Origin of the sequence: Trichocoleus sp. DQ-A1, assembly GCF_039961955.1 — a bacterium.
Classification (GTDB): domain Bacteria; phylum Cyanobacteriota; class Cyanobacteriia; order Cyanobacteriales; family FACHB-T130; genus FACHB-T130.
In genome coordinates this window covers 104,983-124,361 of the sequence record NZ_JAMPKE010000002.1, presented here as the reverse complement: position 1 = coordinate 124,361, position 19,379 = coordinate 104,983, and the positions used below count along the sequence as shown (strand labels likewise).

At 49.3% G+C, this 19,379-nt stretch carries 11 protein-coding genes and 1 tRNA gene; 4 read left to right on the top strand and 8 right to left on the bottom strand.

The window, feature by feature from the left end; translation table 11 throughout:
- Window positions 1–96: 96 nt before the first annotated feature.
- From NDI33_RS03110 to NDI33_RS03100, 3 genes are all read right to left on the bottom strand, one after another.
- Complete coding sequence (locus NDI33_RS03110) at window positions 97–2,166, bottom strand: serine/threonine-protein kinase (RefSeq protein ID WP_190674175.1); 2,070 nt, start codon at window positions 2,164–2,166, stop codon at window positions 97–99.
- Window positions 2,167–2,548: 382 nt separating this feature from the next.
- The gene (locus NDI33_RS03105) at window positions 2,549–2,974 is read right to left on the bottom strand and encodes a phosphomannose isomerase type II C-terminal cupin domain (protein ID WP_190415385.1); all 426 of its coding nucleotides are present in this window, start codon (window positions 2,972–2,974) and stop codon (window positions 2,549–2,551) included.
- A gap of 232 nt (window positions 2,975–3,206) precedes the next feature.
- Complete coding sequence (locus NDI33_RS03100) at window positions 3,207–5,381, bottom strand: phosphodiester glycosidase family protein (protein WP_242033064.1); 2,175 nt, start codon at window positions 5,379–5,381, stop codon at window positions 3,207–3,209.
- A gap of 788 nt (window positions 5,382–6,169) precedes the next feature.
- On the opposite strand from NDI33_RS03100, the gene NDI33_RS03095 reads away from it, so the two are divergent.
- Window positions 6,170–10,822 carry a glutamate synthase-related protein gene (locus NDI33_RS03095; RefSeq protein WP_190674172.1) on the top strand — a complete coding sequence of 1,551 codons (4,653 nt, stop codon included), beginning with the start codon at window positions 6,170–6,172 and terminating at the stop codon, window positions 10,820–10,822.
- 236 nt (window positions 10,823–11,058) lie between these two features.
- Here NDI33_RS03095 and NDI33_RS03090 read toward each other — a convergent pair whose 3' ends face one another.
- The 4 genes from NDI33_RS03090 to NDI33_RS03075 all read right to left on the bottom strand — a co-directional run bounded on the left by NDI33_RS03090 (window position 11,059) and on the right by NDI33_RS03075 (window position 15,814).
- Window positions 11,059–12,057: a polysaccharide deacetylase family protein gene (locus tag NDI33_RS03090; protein ID WP_347275864.1), complete on the bottom strand. Its 999-nt coding sequence runs from the start codon at window positions 12,055–12,057 to the stop codon at window positions 11,059–11,061.
- Between the two features lie 357 nt (window positions 12,058–12,414).
- Window positions 12,415–14,001, bottom strand: a complete 1,587-nt coding sequence (locus NDI33_RS03085; RefSeq protein WP_190674170.1) for a bifunctional pantoate--beta-alanine ligase/(d)CMP kinase — start codon at window positions 13,999–14,001, stop codon at window positions 12,415–12,417.
- Window positions 14,002–14,174: 173 nt separating this feature from the next.
- Window positions 14,175–15,350 carry a septal ring lytic transglycosylase RlpA family protein gene (locus tag NDI33_RS03080; protein ID WP_242033063.1) on the bottom strand — a complete coding sequence of 392 codons (1,176 nt, stop codon included), beginning with the start codon at window positions 15,348–15,350 and terminating at the stop codon, window positions 14,175–14,177.
- Between the two features lie 305 nt (window positions 15,351–15,655).
- Entirely contained in the window at window positions 15,656–15,814 is a 159-nt protein-coding gene (locus NDI33_RS03075) for a hypothetical protein (protein WP_190415379.1), read from the bottom strand.
- Between NDI33_RS03075 and purM the strand changes: the two genes are divergently transcribed.
- On the top strand, window positions 15,813–16,865 hold the full coding sequence (gene purM, locus NDI33_RS03070) for a phosphoribosylformylglycinamidine cyclo-ligase (protein ID WP_190674166.1): 1,053 nt from the start codon (window positions 15,813–15,815) through the stop codon (window positions 16,863–16,865). The genes NDI33_RS03075 and purM overlap by 2 nt on opposite strands.
- A 2-nt stretch (window positions 16,866–16,867) precedes the next feature.
- Here the strand turns inward: purM and NDI33_RS03065 are convergent.
- Window positions 16,868–16,939 (bottom strand) — tRNA-Cys (locus tag NDI33_RS03065).
- A 360-nt stretch (window positions 16,940–17,299) separates the two neighbouring features.
- Between NDI33_RS03065 and cpdA the strand changes: the two genes are divergently transcribed.
- A complete protein-coding gene (gene cpdA, locus NDI33_RS03060) occupies window positions 17,300–18,097 on the top strand; it encodes a 3',5'-cyclic-AMP phosphodiesterase (protein WP_190415375.1) in 798 nt (265 codons plus the stop codon).
- 162 nt (window positions 18,098–18,259) lie between these two features.
- Window positions 18,260–19,351: a DUF1232 domain-containing protein gene (locus NDI33_RS03055; RefSeq protein ID WP_348245614.1), complete on the top strand. Its 1,092-nt coding sequence runs from the start codon at window positions 18,260–18,262 to the stop codon at window positions 19,349–19,351.
- The last annotated feature ends 28 nt before the right edge of the window (window positions 19,352–19,379 follow it).

Here is a 19,379-nt window from a genome sequence, read left to right as displayed (position 1 = left end):
TAGGCTAACCCCTCGCTTCGCATGAGCGCGATCGCTTTTCGCCCTCTTGTTTCCTCAGCCTTGATTCTCTACCCTTATTTCCCCAAGCTTCTAGCTTTAAGGCACGCTCCAAACCTTAATGGTTCCATCCAGGCTACTACTATAAATCGTCTGCCCATCCGGACTAATCGCAATTGCGAAAATCGTGTTGGAATGTCCCGTCAAGGTGCGAATCAATTCTCCAGTCCGCCGATTCCACAATTTTAGGCTGTTTTCTTTAGTCCCACTGCCACTAAAGAGCGTCTGACCATCTGGACTGAGGGCAACCGCATACACTCCCCCAGAAAAAGAGCCATTCGACAATCGAGATCCATGAGGAAACGTATTCAGCAGTTCGCCTGTTTGTAAATTCCACAATTTTGTAGTTCCATCTGGACTGCCACTGGCTAGGGTTTCACCATTCGAGCTAATCGCGATCGCCCTCACTGCCTCGATATGTCCCCCAAAGGTGCGGCGCAGTTCGCCCGTTTCCAAATTCCACACATTGATGTCATAAACGTTACTACTGAGCAGCGTTTGTCCATCTGGACTAATGGCAACATTCCGAACGCCCTCATCTAGCCCTTCTTTGATCCCGATCAGCGATCGCACCAATTCACCTGTTTGCAGGTTCCACACCTTGATGGTTTTGTCCTGACTACCGCTAACAAGGGTTCGCCCATCTCGGCTAATCGCAACGGAATACACATCCCCTAAATGCCCCCTCAGGGTGCGAAGCAGTTCCCCTGTTTGCAGGTTCCACACCTTAATTGTTTTATCGGCACTCCCGCTCACGAGGGTCTGACCATCCGAACTGATGGCAACAGAATAAACATATCCTGAATGCCCGGTCAGCGTGTGAATGATTTCTTTGCTGCGGACGTTTCTAATCTTAATCGTCTGGTCGAGACTGCTACTGACAAGGAACTGACCATCCGGGCTAATTGCAATCGATGTAACGCCGCCTGCATGGCCGGGGAGAGTGTTGACTAAAGCAATTTCTTGTGGTTTTTCTCCAATGGTATGAGGTCTTTGAAAATAGAAAATTCCGACTGTCAGAACTAAAGCCGTAGCAATACCCGCGCCAATTCTGATTAGTACAGGAGCCTTGTTTTGGATAGTAGAAATCCCTTCTTCATCAGACTTTGGTGGTGCTTTCTGAATGACCGATATCGCCACAGAAGAATTCTGGTTTGTCGGTTGCCTTGCTGATGAGATTTGAATCGACAGCGTCTGCGTGACGGGTAGCAAAGAAGCAGTAGGTGATGACCTGACATTATAAGGAGGGGGTGTCATCGGCTGCGTTACTAAGTCAGTATTGAGCTGCTGAAGCGCCTGCAAAGCTTCTATTGCTGTTTGGTAGCGTTGGCGGTAGTCATAGCGCACCATCTTGTCTAAAACATCTAGTAGGGGCACAGAATACCGCGTCCCGACTGGCAGGCGATCGCGCCATAAAATTTCACTGTTTCTGGAGTCTTCTGGCAGTTGAGATGGCGGTAATCCGGTAAGGGCTTGAATTCCCAGCATCCCTACAGCATAAATATCGCTACTGAATCGGGGTTTACCGCTGAGTTGTTCGTTTGCCATATAACCGGGGGAACCAATTACCACCGTTAAAGTTGTCTCTCCTGAAGAACTGACTGTCTCAGTGCCAACTTCTTTAACGGCTCCAAAATCAATCAAGACTAATTTGCCATCCTGCTTGCGCCTAATTAAGTTTGACGGTTTAATATCCCGGTGGATGACATCTTGCTGATGGACAAACGCTAAGACTTCTAAGAGGTCTTGTAAAAGAACAATGACGAAGTCCTCTCTCAGTTGCTTCCCAACAGGTAATTCTTGCTTGAGTTCGTGCCCTTCGATGAATTCTTGTACTAAATAAAACTCTTGCTCCTCCTCAAAATGAGCTAAAAGTTGAGGAATTTGATTGTGATTACCTAAGCGATAGAGGACTTGAACTTCCCGATCGAATAAACGTCTAGCTACCTCCAACGTTAATGAATCGTTAGCCTTGGGTTTGAGTTGCTTAACGACACATTGTGGATTGCCCGGTAGCTGCTGATCTTCGGCAAGGTAAGTTTGACCAAACCCCCCGCCTCCCAAGTGTTTGATAATTTGGTAGCGACCACTGAGCGTTTTTCCCAGCATGAGGTAGATGCAGTGTTCTGGCAGTTATTCTAGATTAGTCCCCAAGGCTCTGGTTTTGCTTGCCAGCCTTAGATGTTTTAACGCCCAACCCCTACCCCTGCAAGAGAAATCAGGAAACTTGTCCAGTTTCACAGGTCTAACTGAGTAGACACACTCCACTCGCTTTAGATGACTCCTGGCTCGTCCGGGAATGACAAGAGCCGTGGGAATGCAATAGATGAATGAAAGATAGAATTAGGACTTCGGCGCGATCGCATACCCTTTGGAAACAATTTAGGGCGACTCCCACCTGATTATGGAAGCACGCCCTAGAAAATTTGATTTCAAAAAAATACTGAAATCGGGTAGTCGCTCGTCGAGCTACCCAACTTTGAACCCTAGCCTACTTTTTTTGCTGACTGCGGGAGTAGTCATCTTGAAAACGAACAATGTCATCTTCTCCTAAATATTCCCCATTCTGAACCTCGATTAATACCAGAGGAATGACACCAGGATTCTCTAGGCGATGAGTATGGCATTGAGGAACATAGGTCGATTGATTACTGCTAAGAGTCAGTTCTTGCTCGCCACAAACAACCTTCGCTGTGCCTGAAACCACGATCCAGTGTTCGCTACGGTGGTAGTGCATTTGCAGGCTGAGCCGGTGACCAGGCTTTACTTCAATGCGCTTGATTTTGTAGCCTCGCCCTTCTTCCAGAATCGTGAAAGAACCCCAAGGGCGCAATTCCGTTGCAGCAATTCCGTTGGTGGCTATCGAACTGGGTAAAGGGAAGGCAGAAGTTTGAGAAATTTCTTGCGCCTGAGCCATTGATGTTTCTCCTTAAAACCGTTGCTTTGTCAGCATGGTGAATACATTTTGAGAATGGACAATTGTAGTGAGCGATCGCTGACACATTGAGGGAATCTTTGCCAAACATAGCAAATCAAACCAGGCTGTTGTAACCGTAAACTACTGAATCCTCGCAATCTACATCAAGTCTTCATAGAAGTTTTAACGGTTGACAAATTGGCTAAATCGTAAAAAAATCCTAAATCAGCGACTACCGGGTGGGCTGGAAGAAGATACCAAGACCGTTGTGAACGCGGGCGGCACTGGAGGGAGGGCGATCTAGGAGCTGCCCCCCTAAGTAGAGGCTGGTAGAGCTGCCACCGTCGAGGTTGAGGGCGTCAATGATACCCATTTTTTGCATCAGGGCAGCCATTTCTCTCAAAGTAGGCCCAGTTCCACCAACGCGATTGTGAACGGCAACAATCATTAGGTTGCCGTCTGCGGTCGTTCCAATTGCACTGCGAATTGCGGCTTGCTTATCGAAAGCGTCGCTAAATTGCTCGCCTTTGGCATTCAGCACAATTTGCCGATTTTGCAACAAAAGGGGACCAGCACCAACAATGTGCGGGTAGCGGTTAAAGTCAGCAGGGACAGTAGCTCCCTCTACCCATACTTTCGTACCAAGCGGGAGAGAACTGGCTGGCCCTCGGTTGGCGCGGAGGGTGAGTAAGAAACCATTGCGGGGAATGGGAAATGCAGTTTTCCCTGCAATCCCTCCGGGTAGAAGGCTCGTGACTTGGTTGTTCTGAACAACGGCAATGATTTCATCATCAATGAGAGGCGTGTAGGTTGCTCCCCACTCCGGGGTATAGCGGGAAATGCCTGCCTTGACGTAGCCACTGTTGAGGAAAAGAATTGGCAACCGCGCACCCGTTGCGGTCATTAAAGTTTCTTGGAGCGCCAGACGCCCAATTTTTACTGCTCCCGTATCATTCCAGGCGATCGCGCCTCGATTCAGAATCGGCCCGGATAACCAACGCCCATCCCGCCGAATTGCGCCTAAAGGTAGCTGGTTCTTGCGATTAAAAAAGCCCCCGTTGACTGCCGCCGAGGCGTGCCACATCTGGGCTGTCTCGCTCAGGGGAGCGACTCCCACCATCTTGGAAGGATGGCTCCAGATCGGTTTCATTTTAAAAAAGGGCAAGTTGACATCCCCCTGAAGACTGGGATTCAATATCAGTCCGACCACCGGAAATCGGGAAGAACCCAAACTCACATACTGCTGTTTCCAGCGGATTCCTTTCGCCCAAAGAATATCTCGCTCTACCATCGCCTCTGGTAGAAAATCGATAACCAATCGATTCGGGTTGGGTAGGGAGGAAAAGCGAGGAGACAGACCGGCTGGAATGTTGATACGGATTTGAGTTTGGTTCTGAATTGATTCCACCACTGGAGTCGGTAATTTCGAGCGATGGGGAAGTGGAACCATCAAGGGAATCTCTCCTTCTGTTTCCCTGTCCTTCTCTGCGACCTTCCCTTGCTTCGGAGCCTGTAGCAGTGGTACTGGAGCGGAAGAAAAACGCTGGAGGAGAGCGGGAGTAGCCACTGCATCCATTGTGACGACTAATTCTTCACCCTCTTTTCTCACTTGCCACGGCGTCGGACGATCGATCTCGATCGTCATGCGCGAACCCCTCGGTTGCAGTGCTGGTTGAATATCTGCCACTTGCGCTGGCTTAGAGGAAATCAAGAGCTTGGTGCCCTTTACCTCCATCTGCCAACCGGCTCTCTGGGCGAAATCGGTAATATCTAGATAGCGATACGACCCCACTGCCTGCGTCGCTAACATTAGCGGCTCCGTTGCCGGTTGGGAAAACCACTGTACCGGCTGTCTGGTGACATCTCCAGTATTTAAAAGCTCTACCCCCAATGTTTGACTCATTCCGGCGTCGCTAATTCCGGTACGGACAGACTCTCCCACCCGCCACTGACTCCAAGTGGCTGGCAAGGTGCGACCGTTGATAGAAACTTGATAACCCAACCGAGAAATCTGAGGCGATGCTGAAGGCACCAACGCCTGTGTGGTTAGGGGCAATTCCGGTGCCGGTAATTTTTGAAGCTTCCCAGTGGGAGCTGCAACAGGCAACGCTTGACTGGGCAACTTGTTGGGCCTGCTGAGAGCGGCATAAAACTGTAATCCTTTGGGGGGGAGCTTGTGGGGGGCTACAGGTATCTGCTTGGCAGTCGGTGGTGCTATCTGGCTCTTTTCTTCGCTCTCCCGTGCCTTTAACACTGGCTCTTTAGTGCTTCCGACCGGGGAAGAAGTCGCCATGTAAACTGAGAGGGCAATAATGGACGGGAGCGAGAAAGCGATTAGGCGACCGGGGGCAATTATGCCCGCTACACCATCGAACGTCTCACTCTGTGACGTCGTTCTCCTGATCATTCGACAACATCAATAAAAATAGGGCGGCTCTTCTGTAGGGGCGTATTTGCCATACACCTGGATAGCGCTGGATGCGTGTCTACAGAGTCACGACTTCTAAAATAACTCAGCGCGTCAGCAGCACAACTATCAAAAAACAATGACTTTATCTTCTCAAGCCTGCTTTTTTAGCTTCATAATAAAAAGCATAACCGCAGGGTTCGGCAAGACGCTTTATTCAACAACTCAATAGGGCGAAGCATTCGCTCTCAAAGTAGCGGCTAAAAACATAGCCCAGTCTAGACTTGGTGTTGACGATAGCCCCTACAATTTGTTTGTCCTGGCTCTATGTCTTGGGGTCGCTTACCAGTCCCTTGACCAGCGTCGGGGATTTATATTAGGCGTCATTAAAAAATGATAAGATGTCTAATCCGTCACTCTTGCAGGCTGCTGGGATAGGAATCGGGTTAGAACGAGGTTCTTAACAGCACCTTGCGGGAAGCGATCGCTCTGACAACCAGTTTTGTCACCCTTGGCTCTAGCACAAAAAAAGCAGAAAAAATAGTAATGTCATTCAGTTGCAGCCTTCATGGTCAAATGGCATCTATATCTAGATAAGTCAGGCTTTGGAGGCATCACCTAGTCTCGGCGAGAGAAGACTGAAATGAGTGTTTAAATACATTGACGACGAGTTTTGTCATCGTTTGACAATTTTTAATCCTGTTGTTTAGTAAAGTCTTGCCACAGGGTTAACAACCTGAGAACGGGAAATTTGTATCAGTAAGTAAAGGAAAAACGTGGATCAGCTCATGGAGAACAGGAGTGTGAATGATAATCATCAATTACAGGGAACGCTAAAGGGGGCAGAAACCTCTCCTGGCCCGCGATGGTTGGTAGAGGAGCGCGATGCCTGCGGCGTCGGGTTCATCGCCAATCCGCAGGGAACGCCAGAGCATGAATTAGTCGAGAAGTCTTTATCTGCCCTGGCTTGTCTGGAACACCGGGGCGGTTGTAGTGCTGACCAGGATTCTGGGGATGGAGCCGGTTTGATGACCGCCATTCCGTGGGAACTGTTGGGTGAATGGTTGGCAACTCAAAGCATAGAAATGCCCCCGACTCAGCAGACAGGGGTGGCAATGGTATTTTTACCCCAAGATACCGAAGCTGCCAGCAGAGCCAAGGACATTGTTCGGAAAACTCTCGAACAGGAAGAATTAACTGTCTTGGGATGGCGAGAGGTGCCGGTACAGCCCCAGGTGCTTGGGATACAGGCAAAAGAGAACCAGCCACGAATCGAGCAGCTGATCTGTACCTCGACCCATTTACAGGGCGATGAACTGGAACGAAAGTTGTATTTGGCTCGCTGCCGTATCGGCAAGGCACTCAAAGCCAATAGCGACCTCGATTTAGAATGGTCGGAAGATTTTTACGTCTGTTCGTTCTCTAGCCGCACCATCGTTTATAAGGGCATGGTGCGCTCCGCCGTGCTGGGAGAATTTTATACAGATTTAAAAAATCCAGTTTATAAGAGCGCCTTTGCGGTCTATCACCGACGCTTCAGCACCAACACGCTGCCCAAATGGCCTCTAGCCCAGCCAATGCGGCTTTTGGGGCATAACGGCGAAATTAATACGCTGTTGGGAAATATTAACTGGATGATGGCACGAGAGGCAGAGCTGAAGCATCCGCTTTGGGGAGAACGCATCAACGACCTCAAGCCACTCGTTCATCTCGATAATAGCGACTCGGCAACTCTTGATAACGTACTAGAGTTACTGGTACGCACGGGTCGGAGTCCTCTGGAAGCCTTGACGATTATGGTGCCAGAGGCGTACCAAAATCAGCCGGAATTGTTGGAGCGTCCAGAAATTGTTAATTTTTATGAATATTACAACGGGCTTCAGGAACCTTGGGATGGCCCAGCACTGCTAGTATTCAGCGACGGGAAAAAAGTAGGGGCGACCCTCGACCGCAACGGTCTGCGACCGGCTCGATACAGCATCACGCGGGATGGCTACGTCGTCGTCGCTTCCGAAGCCGGTGTAGTCGATTTGCCCGAAGCAGAGATTCTGGAAAAAGGTCGCTTGGGGCCAGGTCAAATGATCGCCGTTGACCTGGAAACCCACGAAGTTCAAAAAAATTGGGAGATTAAGGAACGGATTGCCGCTACCCATCCTTATGGAGAGTGGCTAGCGTCTCACCGACAAAATCTAGCAGCGGAGGCTTTTGCACCAGAACCAAAGCTGGATAATCAAACCTTGCTGCGCCAGCAAATTGCCTTTGGCTACACCACTGAAGATGTGGAAATGGTCATTGAGGAAATGGCGTCTTCTGGAAAAGAACCGACATTCTGCATGGGAGATGACATTCCCCTCGCAGTGCTGTCAGAAAAGCCGCATTTGCTTTATGACTATTTCAAGCAGCGCTTCGCCCAGGTGACAAATCCGCCAATTGACCCCCTGCGCGAAGGCATGGTGATGTCGCTATCGGTTTCTCTGGGTAAGCGGGGAAATCTCTTGGAAGTGAAACCAGAGTATGCCCGGTTGCTGAAGTTAGAGTCTCCGGTTCTGAATGAAGCACAACTAGAGCAAATCTGCGCTTCTTCTTTCGAGACAGAGCAGTTCTCAACGCTGTTTGAAATTGAGAAAGGGCCAGAAGGGCTAGAGGCAGCGGTTAAAAGCTTATGCGAAGCAGCGGCTCAAGCCGTCCGTGCTGGGAAAGAAATAATCATTCTAAGCGATCGCATAGCGAATGGTATTAGTGCCGAATCTAGCTATATTCCACCGCTCTTAGCTGTAGGGGCAGTACACCACCACTTGATTGGGCAGGGTCTGCGGACGAGGGCATCTCTAATTGTCGATACCGCTCAGTGCTGGAGTACCCACCACTTTGCTTGTCTAATTGGCTACGGTGCTTCTGCGGTTTGTCCTTATCTATCTCTGGAAACCGTGCGTCATTGGTGGAGCGATAGCAAAACCCAAAATATGATGCAGCGGGGCAGAATTAAGAGTATTAGCTTAGAGCAGGCTCAAAAAAATTACTGCAAAGCGGTAGAAGCTGGATTGTTGAAAATTCTCTCAAAAATGGGGATTTCTCTACTGTCTAGCTATCAAGGGGCACAAATTTTTGAGGCAATTGGTATTGGAGGAGATTTGCTGAAGCTCGGCTTCGCGGGGACGGCGTCGCGCCTCGGTGGCTTGAGCGTAGCAGAACTTGCCCAAGAAGTGATGTCCTTCCATTCGGCGGCGTTCCCAGAAGTGCCGCGCAAAAAGCTGGAAAACTGTGGCTTTGTGCAGTACCGTCCGGGGGGCGAGTACCACATGAACAGCCCGGAAGTTGCCAAGTCGCTGCATCAGGCGGTGAAGAATCCGCAGTACGACCACTACGAAGTTTATCAAAAGCACTTGCAAGGGCGGCCCGTAACGGCGCTCAGAGATTTGCTGGATCTAGAAAGCGATCGCGCCCCCATTCCACTGGCAGAAGTAGAGCCAGTCGAGGAAATTTTCAAGCGTTTCGCTACAGGTGGGATGTCTCTAGGGGCATTGTCGCGGGAAGCGCACGAAACCCTCGCGATCGCCATGAACCGCATCGGCGGTAAATCCAACTCTGGAGAAGGCGGCGAAGACCCAGTTCGTTACAAAGTTCTCGATGATGTCGATGAAATGGGTCATTCCCAGGTCTTACCGCATCTGAAAGGATTAAGGAATGGGGATACGGCTTCTTCTTCGATTAAGCAGGTTGCTAGCGGTCGCTTTGGCGTCACCCCTGAGTACCTGATGAGCGCCAAGCAAATTGAAATCAAAATCGCTCAAGGTGCCAAGCCGGGAGAAGGCGGTCAGCTACCGGGGACAAAAGTTAGCCCTTACATCGCCATGCTGCGCCGTTCCAAGCCTGGGGTGACGTTGATTTCGCCGCCGCCGCACCACGATATCTATTCCATTGAAGATTTGGCGCAGTTAATTTTTGACTTGCACCAAATTAACCCGAAAGCGGGAGTATCGGTGAAGCTGGTAGCAGAAGTTGGCATCGGTACCATCGCGGCTGGGGTCGCCAAAGCAAATGCCGATATTATCCAGATATCCGGTCACGATGGGGGTACGGGCGCTTCTCCGCTGTCGTCGATTAAACACGCCGGAAGCCCTTGGGAACTGGGGTTAACCGAAGTGCATCGCGTCCTCATGGAAAACAGCTTGCGCGATCGCGTGATTCTGCGAGTAGACGGTGGCTTTAAGAGTGGCTGGGATGTCGTTATTGCCGCTTTAATGGGCGGAGAAGAATACGGTTTCGGCTCAATTGCTATGATTGCCGAAGGCTGCATTATGGCGCGGATTTGTCATACCAATAACTGCCCTGTAGGCGTAGCTTCTCAGCAAGAAAACTTGCGGAAGCGCTTCCCCGGAATGCCAGAACACGTCGTCAACTTCTTCTACTTTGCGGCAGAAGAAGTGCGGAGTCTCTTGGCACGGTTGGGATATCGGTCGCTCAACGACATCATTGGTCGAGCCGACCTCTTGAAGGTGCGCCCAACGAAACTCACCAAGACACAGGCGCTGAATCTAGATTGCCTGACCCGTCTTCCCGATACCCGCGAAGACCGTTCCTGGTTGGTTCACGAGGCCGTTCATAGCAATGGCTCGGTTTTGGACGATCAATTGCTCAACGACCCGGAAGTTAAGGATGCGATCGCAAATCAGTCGAGCGTGACCAAAGCTGTAACCGTAGTAAATACAGACCGGACGGTTGGGGCAAGAATTGCGGGAGCGATCGCGACTCAATATGGAAACACCGGCTGGAGTGGCAGTCTTACCCTCAACTTCCAAGGCAGTGTGGGTCAAAGTTTTGGTGCCTTCAACCTCCCTGGCATCACCCTCAACCTGGAAGGTGAAGCAAATGACTACGTAGGCAAGGGGATGCATGGTGGCGAAATTGTCATCAAGCCGCCCCAGTCAGCCACCTACGATCCAGCCCAGAACGTGATTGTCGGCAACACCTGTCTGTACGGTGCCACAGGCGGCATTATGCTTGCCAATGGTCAAGCCGGTGAGCGCTTTGCCGTTCGCAATTCTAAGGGCATGGCGGTGATCGAGGGTGCAGGCGACCACTGTTGCGAATACATGACTGGCGGCGCGATTGTCGTCTTGGGCAGAGTCGGACGCAATGTGGGCGCGGGGATGACCGGGGGTTTAGCTTACTTCCTCGATGAGGATGGCAGCTTTACATCGAAGGTAAACCCAGAAATTGTCAAGCTGCAACGAGTCAGGACACCTGCCGGTGAGCAACAACTCAAAGAGCTGATTGAGCTGCACGCCGAACGTACAGGTAGCCAGAAAGCAAAAGATATTTTAGCCAACTGGGCTGAGTCTCTAGCCAAATTTTGGCAAGTTGTGCCTCCTTCCGAGGCTGATTCTCCAGAAGCCAATCCTGAAGCAACACCAGAAAAGGTGCTTAGCTCGGTGCAGTAAATAAAAAGTGAAGGGGAACCCGTCGGGTTCCCCTTACAAGCATCATAGAGAAGAAATTCTTGCTCTATAAACTCTATAAATGCCTGCGATATCGTACAGGCCAGTGGGATTCAGCATGATGGTAATGAGTGAAAGTAAATTTCTTTAATTCAAAATTCACCACTCAAAACTTAAACCTTTTTCCCAATCATCAGCCACCTCTGTATAGCCCATGAAACGGGAAATATTATCTTTCTTTATTCAGTTTTGGGAGCAGCCGGTTGAGTTTTGGGAGCAGCCGATTGAGCTTTCGGAGAAGCTGACTTAGCAGCAGCGGCTAACTTCACTTCTTTGTCTTGCATCTCCATCAGTTCTGGCACCGTGACAAACCTGTAGCCACGCTTTTTGTATTCGGTAATTAATTGGGGTAAAGCCCGCACCGTGTGGTCTCGATTGCCACCTCCATCGTGCATCAGGACAATTCCGCCTGGTGTGATTCCAGTTAGCGCGTGCTTGATGAATAATGGCACCGAAGGACGGCTATAGTCTCTTGAATCAGAAGACCACATCACAACCGCGTAGTTCTTCTTATGGGCGTAGGCGGCTAATCCGTTTTTAAGATGACCACCGGGTGGACGAAATAGAGTTGTCTTGATGCCTGTAGTTTGATAAATCATGTCGGATGTACGGTCAATTTCACTGGAAGCTCCAGTTTCGTTGAAGCGATGGTAAAGGTGGCTCCAAGTGTGATTGCCAATCGCGTGACCATCCAGGGAAACTTGACGCGCCAAATGGGGAAAATTTTTCACGTTCTTCCCCACCATAAAGAATGTTGCCTTGATGTTATTTTTCTTGAGAATTTCCAGCACTTCCAACGTGCTTTTAGGCCAAGGTCCATCATCAAATGTCAGGGCGATAACTTTCTCTTTGCTGCTGAGGGTTACTTCCTGAAAGGTTTTGCCCTGAAATTGCGTAGGTACAGAAACCATCAGGCGTCTGTCTTGTGCCTCCTGTTCCAATCGAGAGAATACCTTTACAAATGCCTCATCTCGCTGTGCCTTTAAAGCTTGGATATCAATGCCACTTTTTTCGGGGGTGTGATGCCCCATTTTTTCAGTAGGGGATAGAAGAATTTCTGGATCGCTACCTTGTGGGTTTACTGGCAACATGAGACCAGCAATAAAACTACTAGCAGCCGCAGCCAGAGCAATTAATGTTGTTTTTTCCCGCCAGAGAAATCTGTCATACTTTGCCACGTTAAGTCCCCTCCACTCCTCCTTTCATCCGGGCGGCAATTCATCTGCCGCCACTTCCAGACACCATGCTTCTCAAAAATTTTTTCACAACTAGCGGCGCAACTTGCGCGAGCAAGACTGCTAGCTAGAGGACGTGCGTCTACTGTCCTTTGTTCGTCTCTAGAATCCCTGTCTAGAGCGCTAAAAGCTAGAAACTATATCATTTATCGTTAAATTGCTTATTTTTTGTACAGGGCAGTGAAGTCTGCCCTGTTGCAGGCTACAGCAGAATACTCACCAACCAGAAGTTAATCCGGGTTAAAGTTAGTTTTTACTGACCTTGTATTTTTGTTAAACCGTACATTCAGAAAGCAGCCGCTAGACAGGCACAGACAGCCTTTGATGATAAAGGCTGACAATTTGTGCAGTGACTTCGGCTATGCTCAGACCGTCGGTTTGGATCTCGATGGCATCGGCTGCCTTTCGCAGGGGTGCCAAGGCGCGGGTACTATCGTGGGTATCGCGTTCTTGAATGTCCCGTTCTAACTGCTCTAAACTGACTTCTGGCTGAGCTTGGTTTTTCAGGTCTTGCTGACGGCGTTGTGCCCGTGCGTGAGCGGAGGCGGTTAAGAAGATTTTGAGTTCCGCATCCGGGAAAACGTGGGTGCCAATGTCGCGTCCTTCGGCGACGACGCCTCCTTTTACTCCCCAGCGCTGCTGTTGTTTTACGAGTTCTCGGCGGACGTAGGGTTGAGCAGCGATCGCTGATACTTGAGCTGTGACTTCTCGCGAGCGAATTGCCTGGGTGACTTCGCGGTCATGAATCCAAACCCGCACTGGCGTCTGGAGGTCGTCACTGGTGCTTAGCTGAATCTGAGAACCGCTCGCTAATTCGGCGATCGCGGGTTCATCTTTGACGCTGGTTCCTGATTCCAGAACCAGCCAAGTCAGGGCGCGGTACATCGCCCCGGTGTCTAAATAAAGTAGTCCTAAAGACTGGGCAACCGTGCGGGCTACGGTCGATTTTCCTGCTCCGGCAGGGCCATCAATCGCCAGAATCGGCTGGCGATCGCGCAAAGTTACATTATCAATCAAACGGGTTGTTCCTAGCCGCGCCGCGATGCTTAACAGTCCCGCCTCGTCAACTTTTTCCAATCGCATGAGAGTTGTTGGGTGAACCAGTTCAATATACTCGATCTGTACCTCTGGGACGAGTGCAAATTCCTTTTGAGCTGCCTCAATGAGAACAATGCGATCGCGATCTCCCGATTTAAATTTCTTCTGCGCTTGCTGTAAGCCGCGATACAAGACAGACGCCTGTTCTTTCTGTTCAGCACTTAGATACTGATTGCGGGACGAGAGTGCCAGTCCCGACGCCTCCCTGACGATGGGACACCCGATAATCTCTACCGGCAAATTGAGATCCGCCACCAGACGCCGGATAATCGCCAGTTGCTGGGCATCTTTTTCGCCAAAATAAGCATGAGTCGGTTGTACCAGGTTCAATAGCTTCGCCACCACTGTCGCCACTCCCTGAAAGTGTCCGGGACGAGAGCGACCGCACAACAATGAGGTCATGCTCTCCGGTGGAACTACCTGAGTTAAGTCATTGGGAATGGGTAATTGGGAATCGGGAACAGGCGCAAGCGTCCTTTCCACATTCCTCATTCCGTACATTTCTTCAGGAGCGGGGGCAAAAATCGCATCTACCCCTGCTTGTTCGCACAATTGCCAATCCTGCTCTAGCCGACGAGGATATTGTTGAAAATCCTCTGTCGGGCCAAACTGTAACGGATTTACGAAGATGCTGACGATGACCCGATCGTTGTCGCGTCGAGCGTGTTGGATTAAGCTAAGATGCCCTGCGTGCAATGCTCCCATCGTCGGTACAAAACCGATTTTCAAGGGATGCCGGTATAAATCCAAGTAGCAGTGCAATCCAGCAGTTGTCGTAAACAGGCGCACCAAACCCCCCTTTTTTGGTTGTTAGTGGTTAGTAGTTGGTTTTCGAGCAACTACTAACCACTAACACTACTCTCTGCCCAGTAGTCTATCTCCAGAAAAGAGGATTGGGCGTTTTAGGTGAACAGGAGGTTCAATGTCAAGAGTCTGGGCTTAGCACCTTTGTGGCTAAAAGTTTAGTTGTCATCAATTGCTACCTTCTGCGGTTTGCCTAGAATTTCTACACGCACTGGTGCCACACCACTGCTGATCATGCCTAGAACTCTAGCAGCCCCGGCTGACACGTCAATGATCCGACCCCGGATAAAAGGCCCGCGATCGTTGATTCGCACAATGACAGAACGCCCGTTGTTTGTGTTAGTCACGCGCACTTGGGTTCCGAAAGGTAAGGTACGGTGAGCAGCGGTCATTGCATTCTCATTAAATCTTTCACCGCTGGCACTTTGAGTGCCATTGCCAGCGTAACCATACCAGGATGCCATGCCCTTAAACTCGGAGATGACTGGTCTGTAGGCAATGGCGTTCGATGGTTGTTGCACGACGCGCGATCGCTCGTTCGCGACTCTGGAAGCGCTAGGGCGCTTGGCAATCTGGCGCGGCTTGGGCTTAGATGTGGGTACACCTGCAATTGCCCGTAGCGGCGGCGCGTTCCCCATCAGGCGTCTCAGCCGATTGGTTGCTTGTAAGGCATCGGTGGCAACGTTACGAGTGGTGTCGGGCAATCTTGTTTTCCCGTTTACCTCCACCAGTTCCTCGCCATTCACTTTAATGCTGTAGTTGCTCTTGTCACCATTCCAAACGACCGCGATCGCTTTCGCATCCACTTGATCTCGGCTCAACTGATTCAGCTTCGCAGCAACAGCAGTGGCTCGCCAAACCGGATTGTCTTGAGAAGTGTTGGCATCCGCTTGACGCGACCCGTCTGAAGTTCTCTGGGCTTCCCCTACTTTCGTGCTTTCTGCGGGAGCTTGACGGGAGCCGAGAAAGGTTAAGACTGGAATACTGCGGACATAGAGTGTTGCTGCCTGATACCCGTTTAACTCATGGGGAAGAATTTTAGCAACAACTGCCCGATCCATTGCACTTGGACAAGGTTTTACTAAGCAACGGAGTGCGGATTGAGACTGGTATTCTCCCAATTTGACACCGTTGGTCGGCTGAAGGTTTGACGGTGTTGAGAGTAAGGGCGAAGAGACTGCTTGCCGAAGGTCGTTTTTAGTTACTCTCGATTTGCTTGTCTGTTGCGCCTGAGAAACACGGGATTCGGAAGCTTGGTTAACCCCCTTGATTGACTCCGCATAACTAGATGTAGTCGTACCCAGGAGGGCAGTCGTTAAAAGGGTTGCAAACATTCCGAAACAAAATCTTTGGTTCATAGAGTCCTTGTGAAAAGTACTGGGAGGTCGAGCTTAGAGCCAAATGCCAGTGGTAGCGCCAGACGGCTCATTTGCCCAATCGATAACTCGTACTCGTTCTGTGTTCACCCTGGTCTGTGGAACTGCAACAGATTACCATGAAGTTTTTGAAAAGGGGATCGGGGATTTCCGCTAGGAAGCAACAACTTTATGAAACCTTCACACAGTAATTTCCGAAAAAATGCGGTTATGATGTTGAAGTCAATATGGTTTGAGACAAAAATCAGGTTTCCGGAACTTTATCAGAACTTCACAAACGAGGAAGCCAGTTTGTGAATAATTGGTGAAGCAATCGGGGCATAGTGCTGCCCAACGGTACAAAATTGCGATCGCTGTCCTATCTGTCGCGTTAGCCAAGTAAAATACGTCTCTTGATCGCTGCTGAACAGGTTTGAATTCATGGATTATCGAGACGCTGGTGTAGATGTTGAGGCGGGGCGGAGTTTTGTAGAGAAAATCCGCAGTTTGGTGCAAAGTACGCACCGCTCAGAAGTATTGGGTGGTTTAGGCGGCTTTAGTGGTTGGTTTCAGTTGCCAACTGGATACAAAGAGCCGGTTTTGGTTTCAGGGACGGATGGCGTGGGCACCAAGCTAAAACTCGCCCATCAGCTCAACTTTCACCACACCGTGGGAATTGACCTTGTAGCAATGTGCGTCAACGATGTGTTGACGTGTGGCGCAGAACCGTTATTTTTTCTAGATTATTTAGCGACAGGGCAACTAAACCCAGAGCAGCTGACTCAGGTGGTTGATGGCATCGCTGCGGGATGTCGTGAGTCAGGGTGTGCCCTACTGGGAGGAGAAACCGCAGAAATGCCGGGTTTTTACCAACTGGGCGAGTATGACTTGGCAGGTTTTTGTGTGGGGATTGTGGAAAAGAGCCAGATATTGGATGGTTCTCAGGTACAAGAGGGAGATGTGGCGATCGCGCTTGCGAGCCAAGGTATCCACAGCAATGGCTTTAGTCTAGTGCGGAAGATTGTTGAACGTAGCGGCGTTGACTTGCACGCCTCCCCAACCGATGTCAGGGGGGAAGGCTTTGCGCTTTTAGACGGTAAGAATTTTGGGGAAGTTTTATTAACTCCCACCCGGATTTACGTCAAACCCGTTTTAGCAGCACGGAAGGCTGGGCTTGACATTCATAGCATGGCTCACATCACGGGTGGCGGCTTGCCAGAAAACTTACCTCGCTGTATTGGTGCCGATCTATCCATCCAGATCGATCTTCAATCGTGGGAGATTCCACCTATTTTTAACTGGCTTGCTGACGCTGGTGAAGTCAAACCCGCCGATATGTTTAATACTTTCAATATGGGCATCGGTTTTGTAGTCCTTGTGCCCCCAAACCAAGCCGACCAAACCATCAGCTGGTTTGAATCCCAAAATATCCCCGCCTATGCCATCGGCAAAGCGATCGCTGGTAGCGGGGGTTTGATTGGAATCCCAGATTAAAAAGGCGGCACCCGGATTTGAACCGGGGGATAAAGGTTTTGCAGACCTCTGCCTTACCACTTGGCTATGCCGCCGCAATTGCAGATTCTTAGTATACCAAAATTTTTTCCGGACGCATTGACTCTGTACGAATTGGAAGACTAGTCGCTATATTCAAAGCTGATACAGGTTATCTGATGTGATGACGATCACAGGAACGGGGTTCCTAGATCGCAAGTCTTTGATGATCTGAAACGCTAATCTAATACGAATCTCCAAATGTAAGTGGATTTACGGAATGGTTGACGTTCGCCTACTGCTGGGGAAGTTCGTCAGCTTTGGTTATCTCTAAGCGGAGAATCGCCTTGGTTTGACCAAAAACAGCCATCTGGGTGTACTGACTTGCTAAGTATTTTTTTGAGCAGCGACCAGAATACCTTTTCATTACAGAAACTATGACTCAAGCCAACCCGCTTCTGATTGCTCAAATTACAGACATTCACTTGTTCGCAGATACCAAAAAGGAATTGCTAGGGCTTCCTACTGCCAAGTCTTTTGATGTAGTTTTAGAGCAATTGCACCGAATGTGCCCTCAGCCGGATTTGCTATTGCTAACAGGAGATTTGTCCCAAGATGGTAAGCCGCAATCTTACACGCGGTTGGCAGAACTGCTGAGTCCTCTGGGAATTCCTACTTACTGGCTACCGGGCAACCATGACCAACCATTGGTTATGCAAGAGGTATTAAATGAGGCTCCGATTTGTCCGGAGAAGTCGTTTGAAGCGGGAGGGTGGCAGTTTTTATTGCTCAATTCTCACGTACCAGGTTGCGTCTATGGCAAACTATCTTCAGAAAGCTTAGTTTGGCTAGACCAGCAGCTACAGCGTGCAGATAAACGTCCTACCCTAATTGCTTTACACCATCCCCCTTTTGTTGTCGATTCCGATTGGCTGGATGGCAGTTCATTACAAAATTCAGAGGAACTATTTGCCGTCATCGATCGCCATTCTCAGGTGCGGTTGGTTGTTTTTGGTCATATTCATCAAGAATTTTATCGGCGGCGCGGTGAGGTTCATTACTTGGGTAGTCCCTCTACGTCAATTCAGTTTGAACCGCATAGCCACCAGTTTTCCTTAGATGAGGAAGCGCCAGGATTTCGTTTATTTAATCTGTATCCAGATGGCAGGATTGAAACTAGGGTGGAACGGGTTGCTTACGCGCATGAGTTGGATTTGGCAGCTACTGGTTATTAGGATAGAAGTTGGTATTTTTAAAAACCCGTTTTCTTGAAGAAAGCGGGTTTTTTTTGACGCGATCGCGCTTCCAAGCGATTATTTTTACTGACAATAGTTGCGCGATCGTATCCAACATGGGTGAAAACACTGAGCCGTTATTTGCTGAGAGGAGGATATCCTTTGAGTCAAAGGTTACATCCCACCTCTACTCCCCCATTACTCATGACACCACCAAATTTTTGGGAATCACTCACTAAGACAGCAACAAATCTTGGAGAAGCTGTCGGCAACACTGCATCGCAAGCAACTCAAGCCGCAGCAGAAACAGCGACAGGCTTTGGGGGAGTTGTTAGCAGTGCTGTATCACAAGCGAGTAAAGCAGTAACAGAAACGGCTATGGCGCTTGGAAAAACTACCAGAAAGCCAGTAAGTTTACCCCAAACGTCTGAGGATGATCGCTTAGCCTTTTATGGTGTGCTTTTTGCAGTTGCAGCAGCAGATGGCTCAATTGATCCAGAGGAGTTGAACCTAATTTTAAATACTCCCGATCTGGATAATATGTCTGAATCTGCAAAGCGTCAGGTGCAGTCTTATGCTATTAATCCGCCTACCTTAGAGGACTCTTTAAAAAAACTGTCTAAGGCAGATGATACGCTTCGCTTTGGTTTAATGTTCTATATTCTGAACCTTGTTTGGGTGGATAAGGTTCTTAACCCTGGTGAAGCAAAAGCAATCAAGCTAGCTCAAGCAGAACTGAAAATCACAGATGAGCAGGTGCAAGCTATACAGGCATTTGTTCAGAAGATGGGAGAGATTCGAGAACGTGGATTAAATGATGATTATGCAGTTAATGCCATGAAAGAAGCAACTTCAGTTCTCGTAAAAGCAGGGATTCCCGTCACCCCCTTCTCTTCATCAGAAACAGCAAATACCCAGACAAGTTTTGAAACTACTTATTCAGATGATCTGTTTTGGGAAAAGCTTGGAAATTTTGCAGTGCAAGCTGGAAAAAATGTTGTTGAAAACGCTTTAATTCTTTTCTATGCTGCTGAGCATCCAAACACTCCAACTAACCAAAAACTAATTGTATATGGAGCATTAGCTTACTTAATATTGCCCGTAGATGCTGTTCCTGATTTTCTTCCTGCTGTAGGATTTGGGGATGATATAGGTTCCTTAACGACTGCCCTAAGTATGATTGTTTGGAATATCAACTCTGAAGTAAAAGAAGCTGCAAAGCAGAAAATGCAAGAGTGGTTCGGCAAGGATTAATAAAATTAGTTGATAAGATTCATGAAAG

Excerpts from the sequence above, each read along its gene's own strand:
- NDI33_RS03095 (WP_190674172.1), top strand. The coding sequence starts at position 6,170 with ATGGAGAACAGGAGTGTGAATGATAATCATCAATTACAGGGAACGCTA.
- NDI33_RS03075 (WP_190415379.1), bottom strand. The coding sequence starts at position 15,814 with ATGAATTCAAACCTGTTCAGCAGCGATCAAGAGACGTATTTTACTTGG.
- NDI33_RS03100 (WP_242033064.1), bottom strand. The coding sequence starts at position 5,381 with ATGATCAGGAGAACGACGTCACAGAGTGAGACGTTCGATGGTGTAGCG.
- NDI33_RS03110 (WP_190674175.1), bottom strand. The coding sequence starts at position 2,166 with ATGCTGGGAAAAACGCTCAGTGGTCGCTACCAAATTATCAAACACTTG.
- NDI33_RS03105 (WP_190415385.1), bottom strand. The coding sequence starts at position 2,974 with ATGGCTCAGGCGCAAGAAATTTCTCAAACTTCTGCCTTCCCTTTACCC.
- NDI33_RS03080 (WP_242033063.1), bottom strand. The coding sequence starts at position 15,350 with ATGTTTGCAACCCTTTTAACGACTGCCCTCCTGGGTACGACTACATCT.
- purM (WP_190674166.1), top strand. The coding sequence starts at position 15,813 with ATGGATTATCGAGACGCTGGTGTAGATGTTGAGGCGGGGCGGAGTTTT.
- cpdA (WP_190415375.1), top strand. The coding sequence starts at position 17,300 with ATGACTCAAGCCAACCCGCTTCTGATTGCTCAAATTACAGACATTCAC.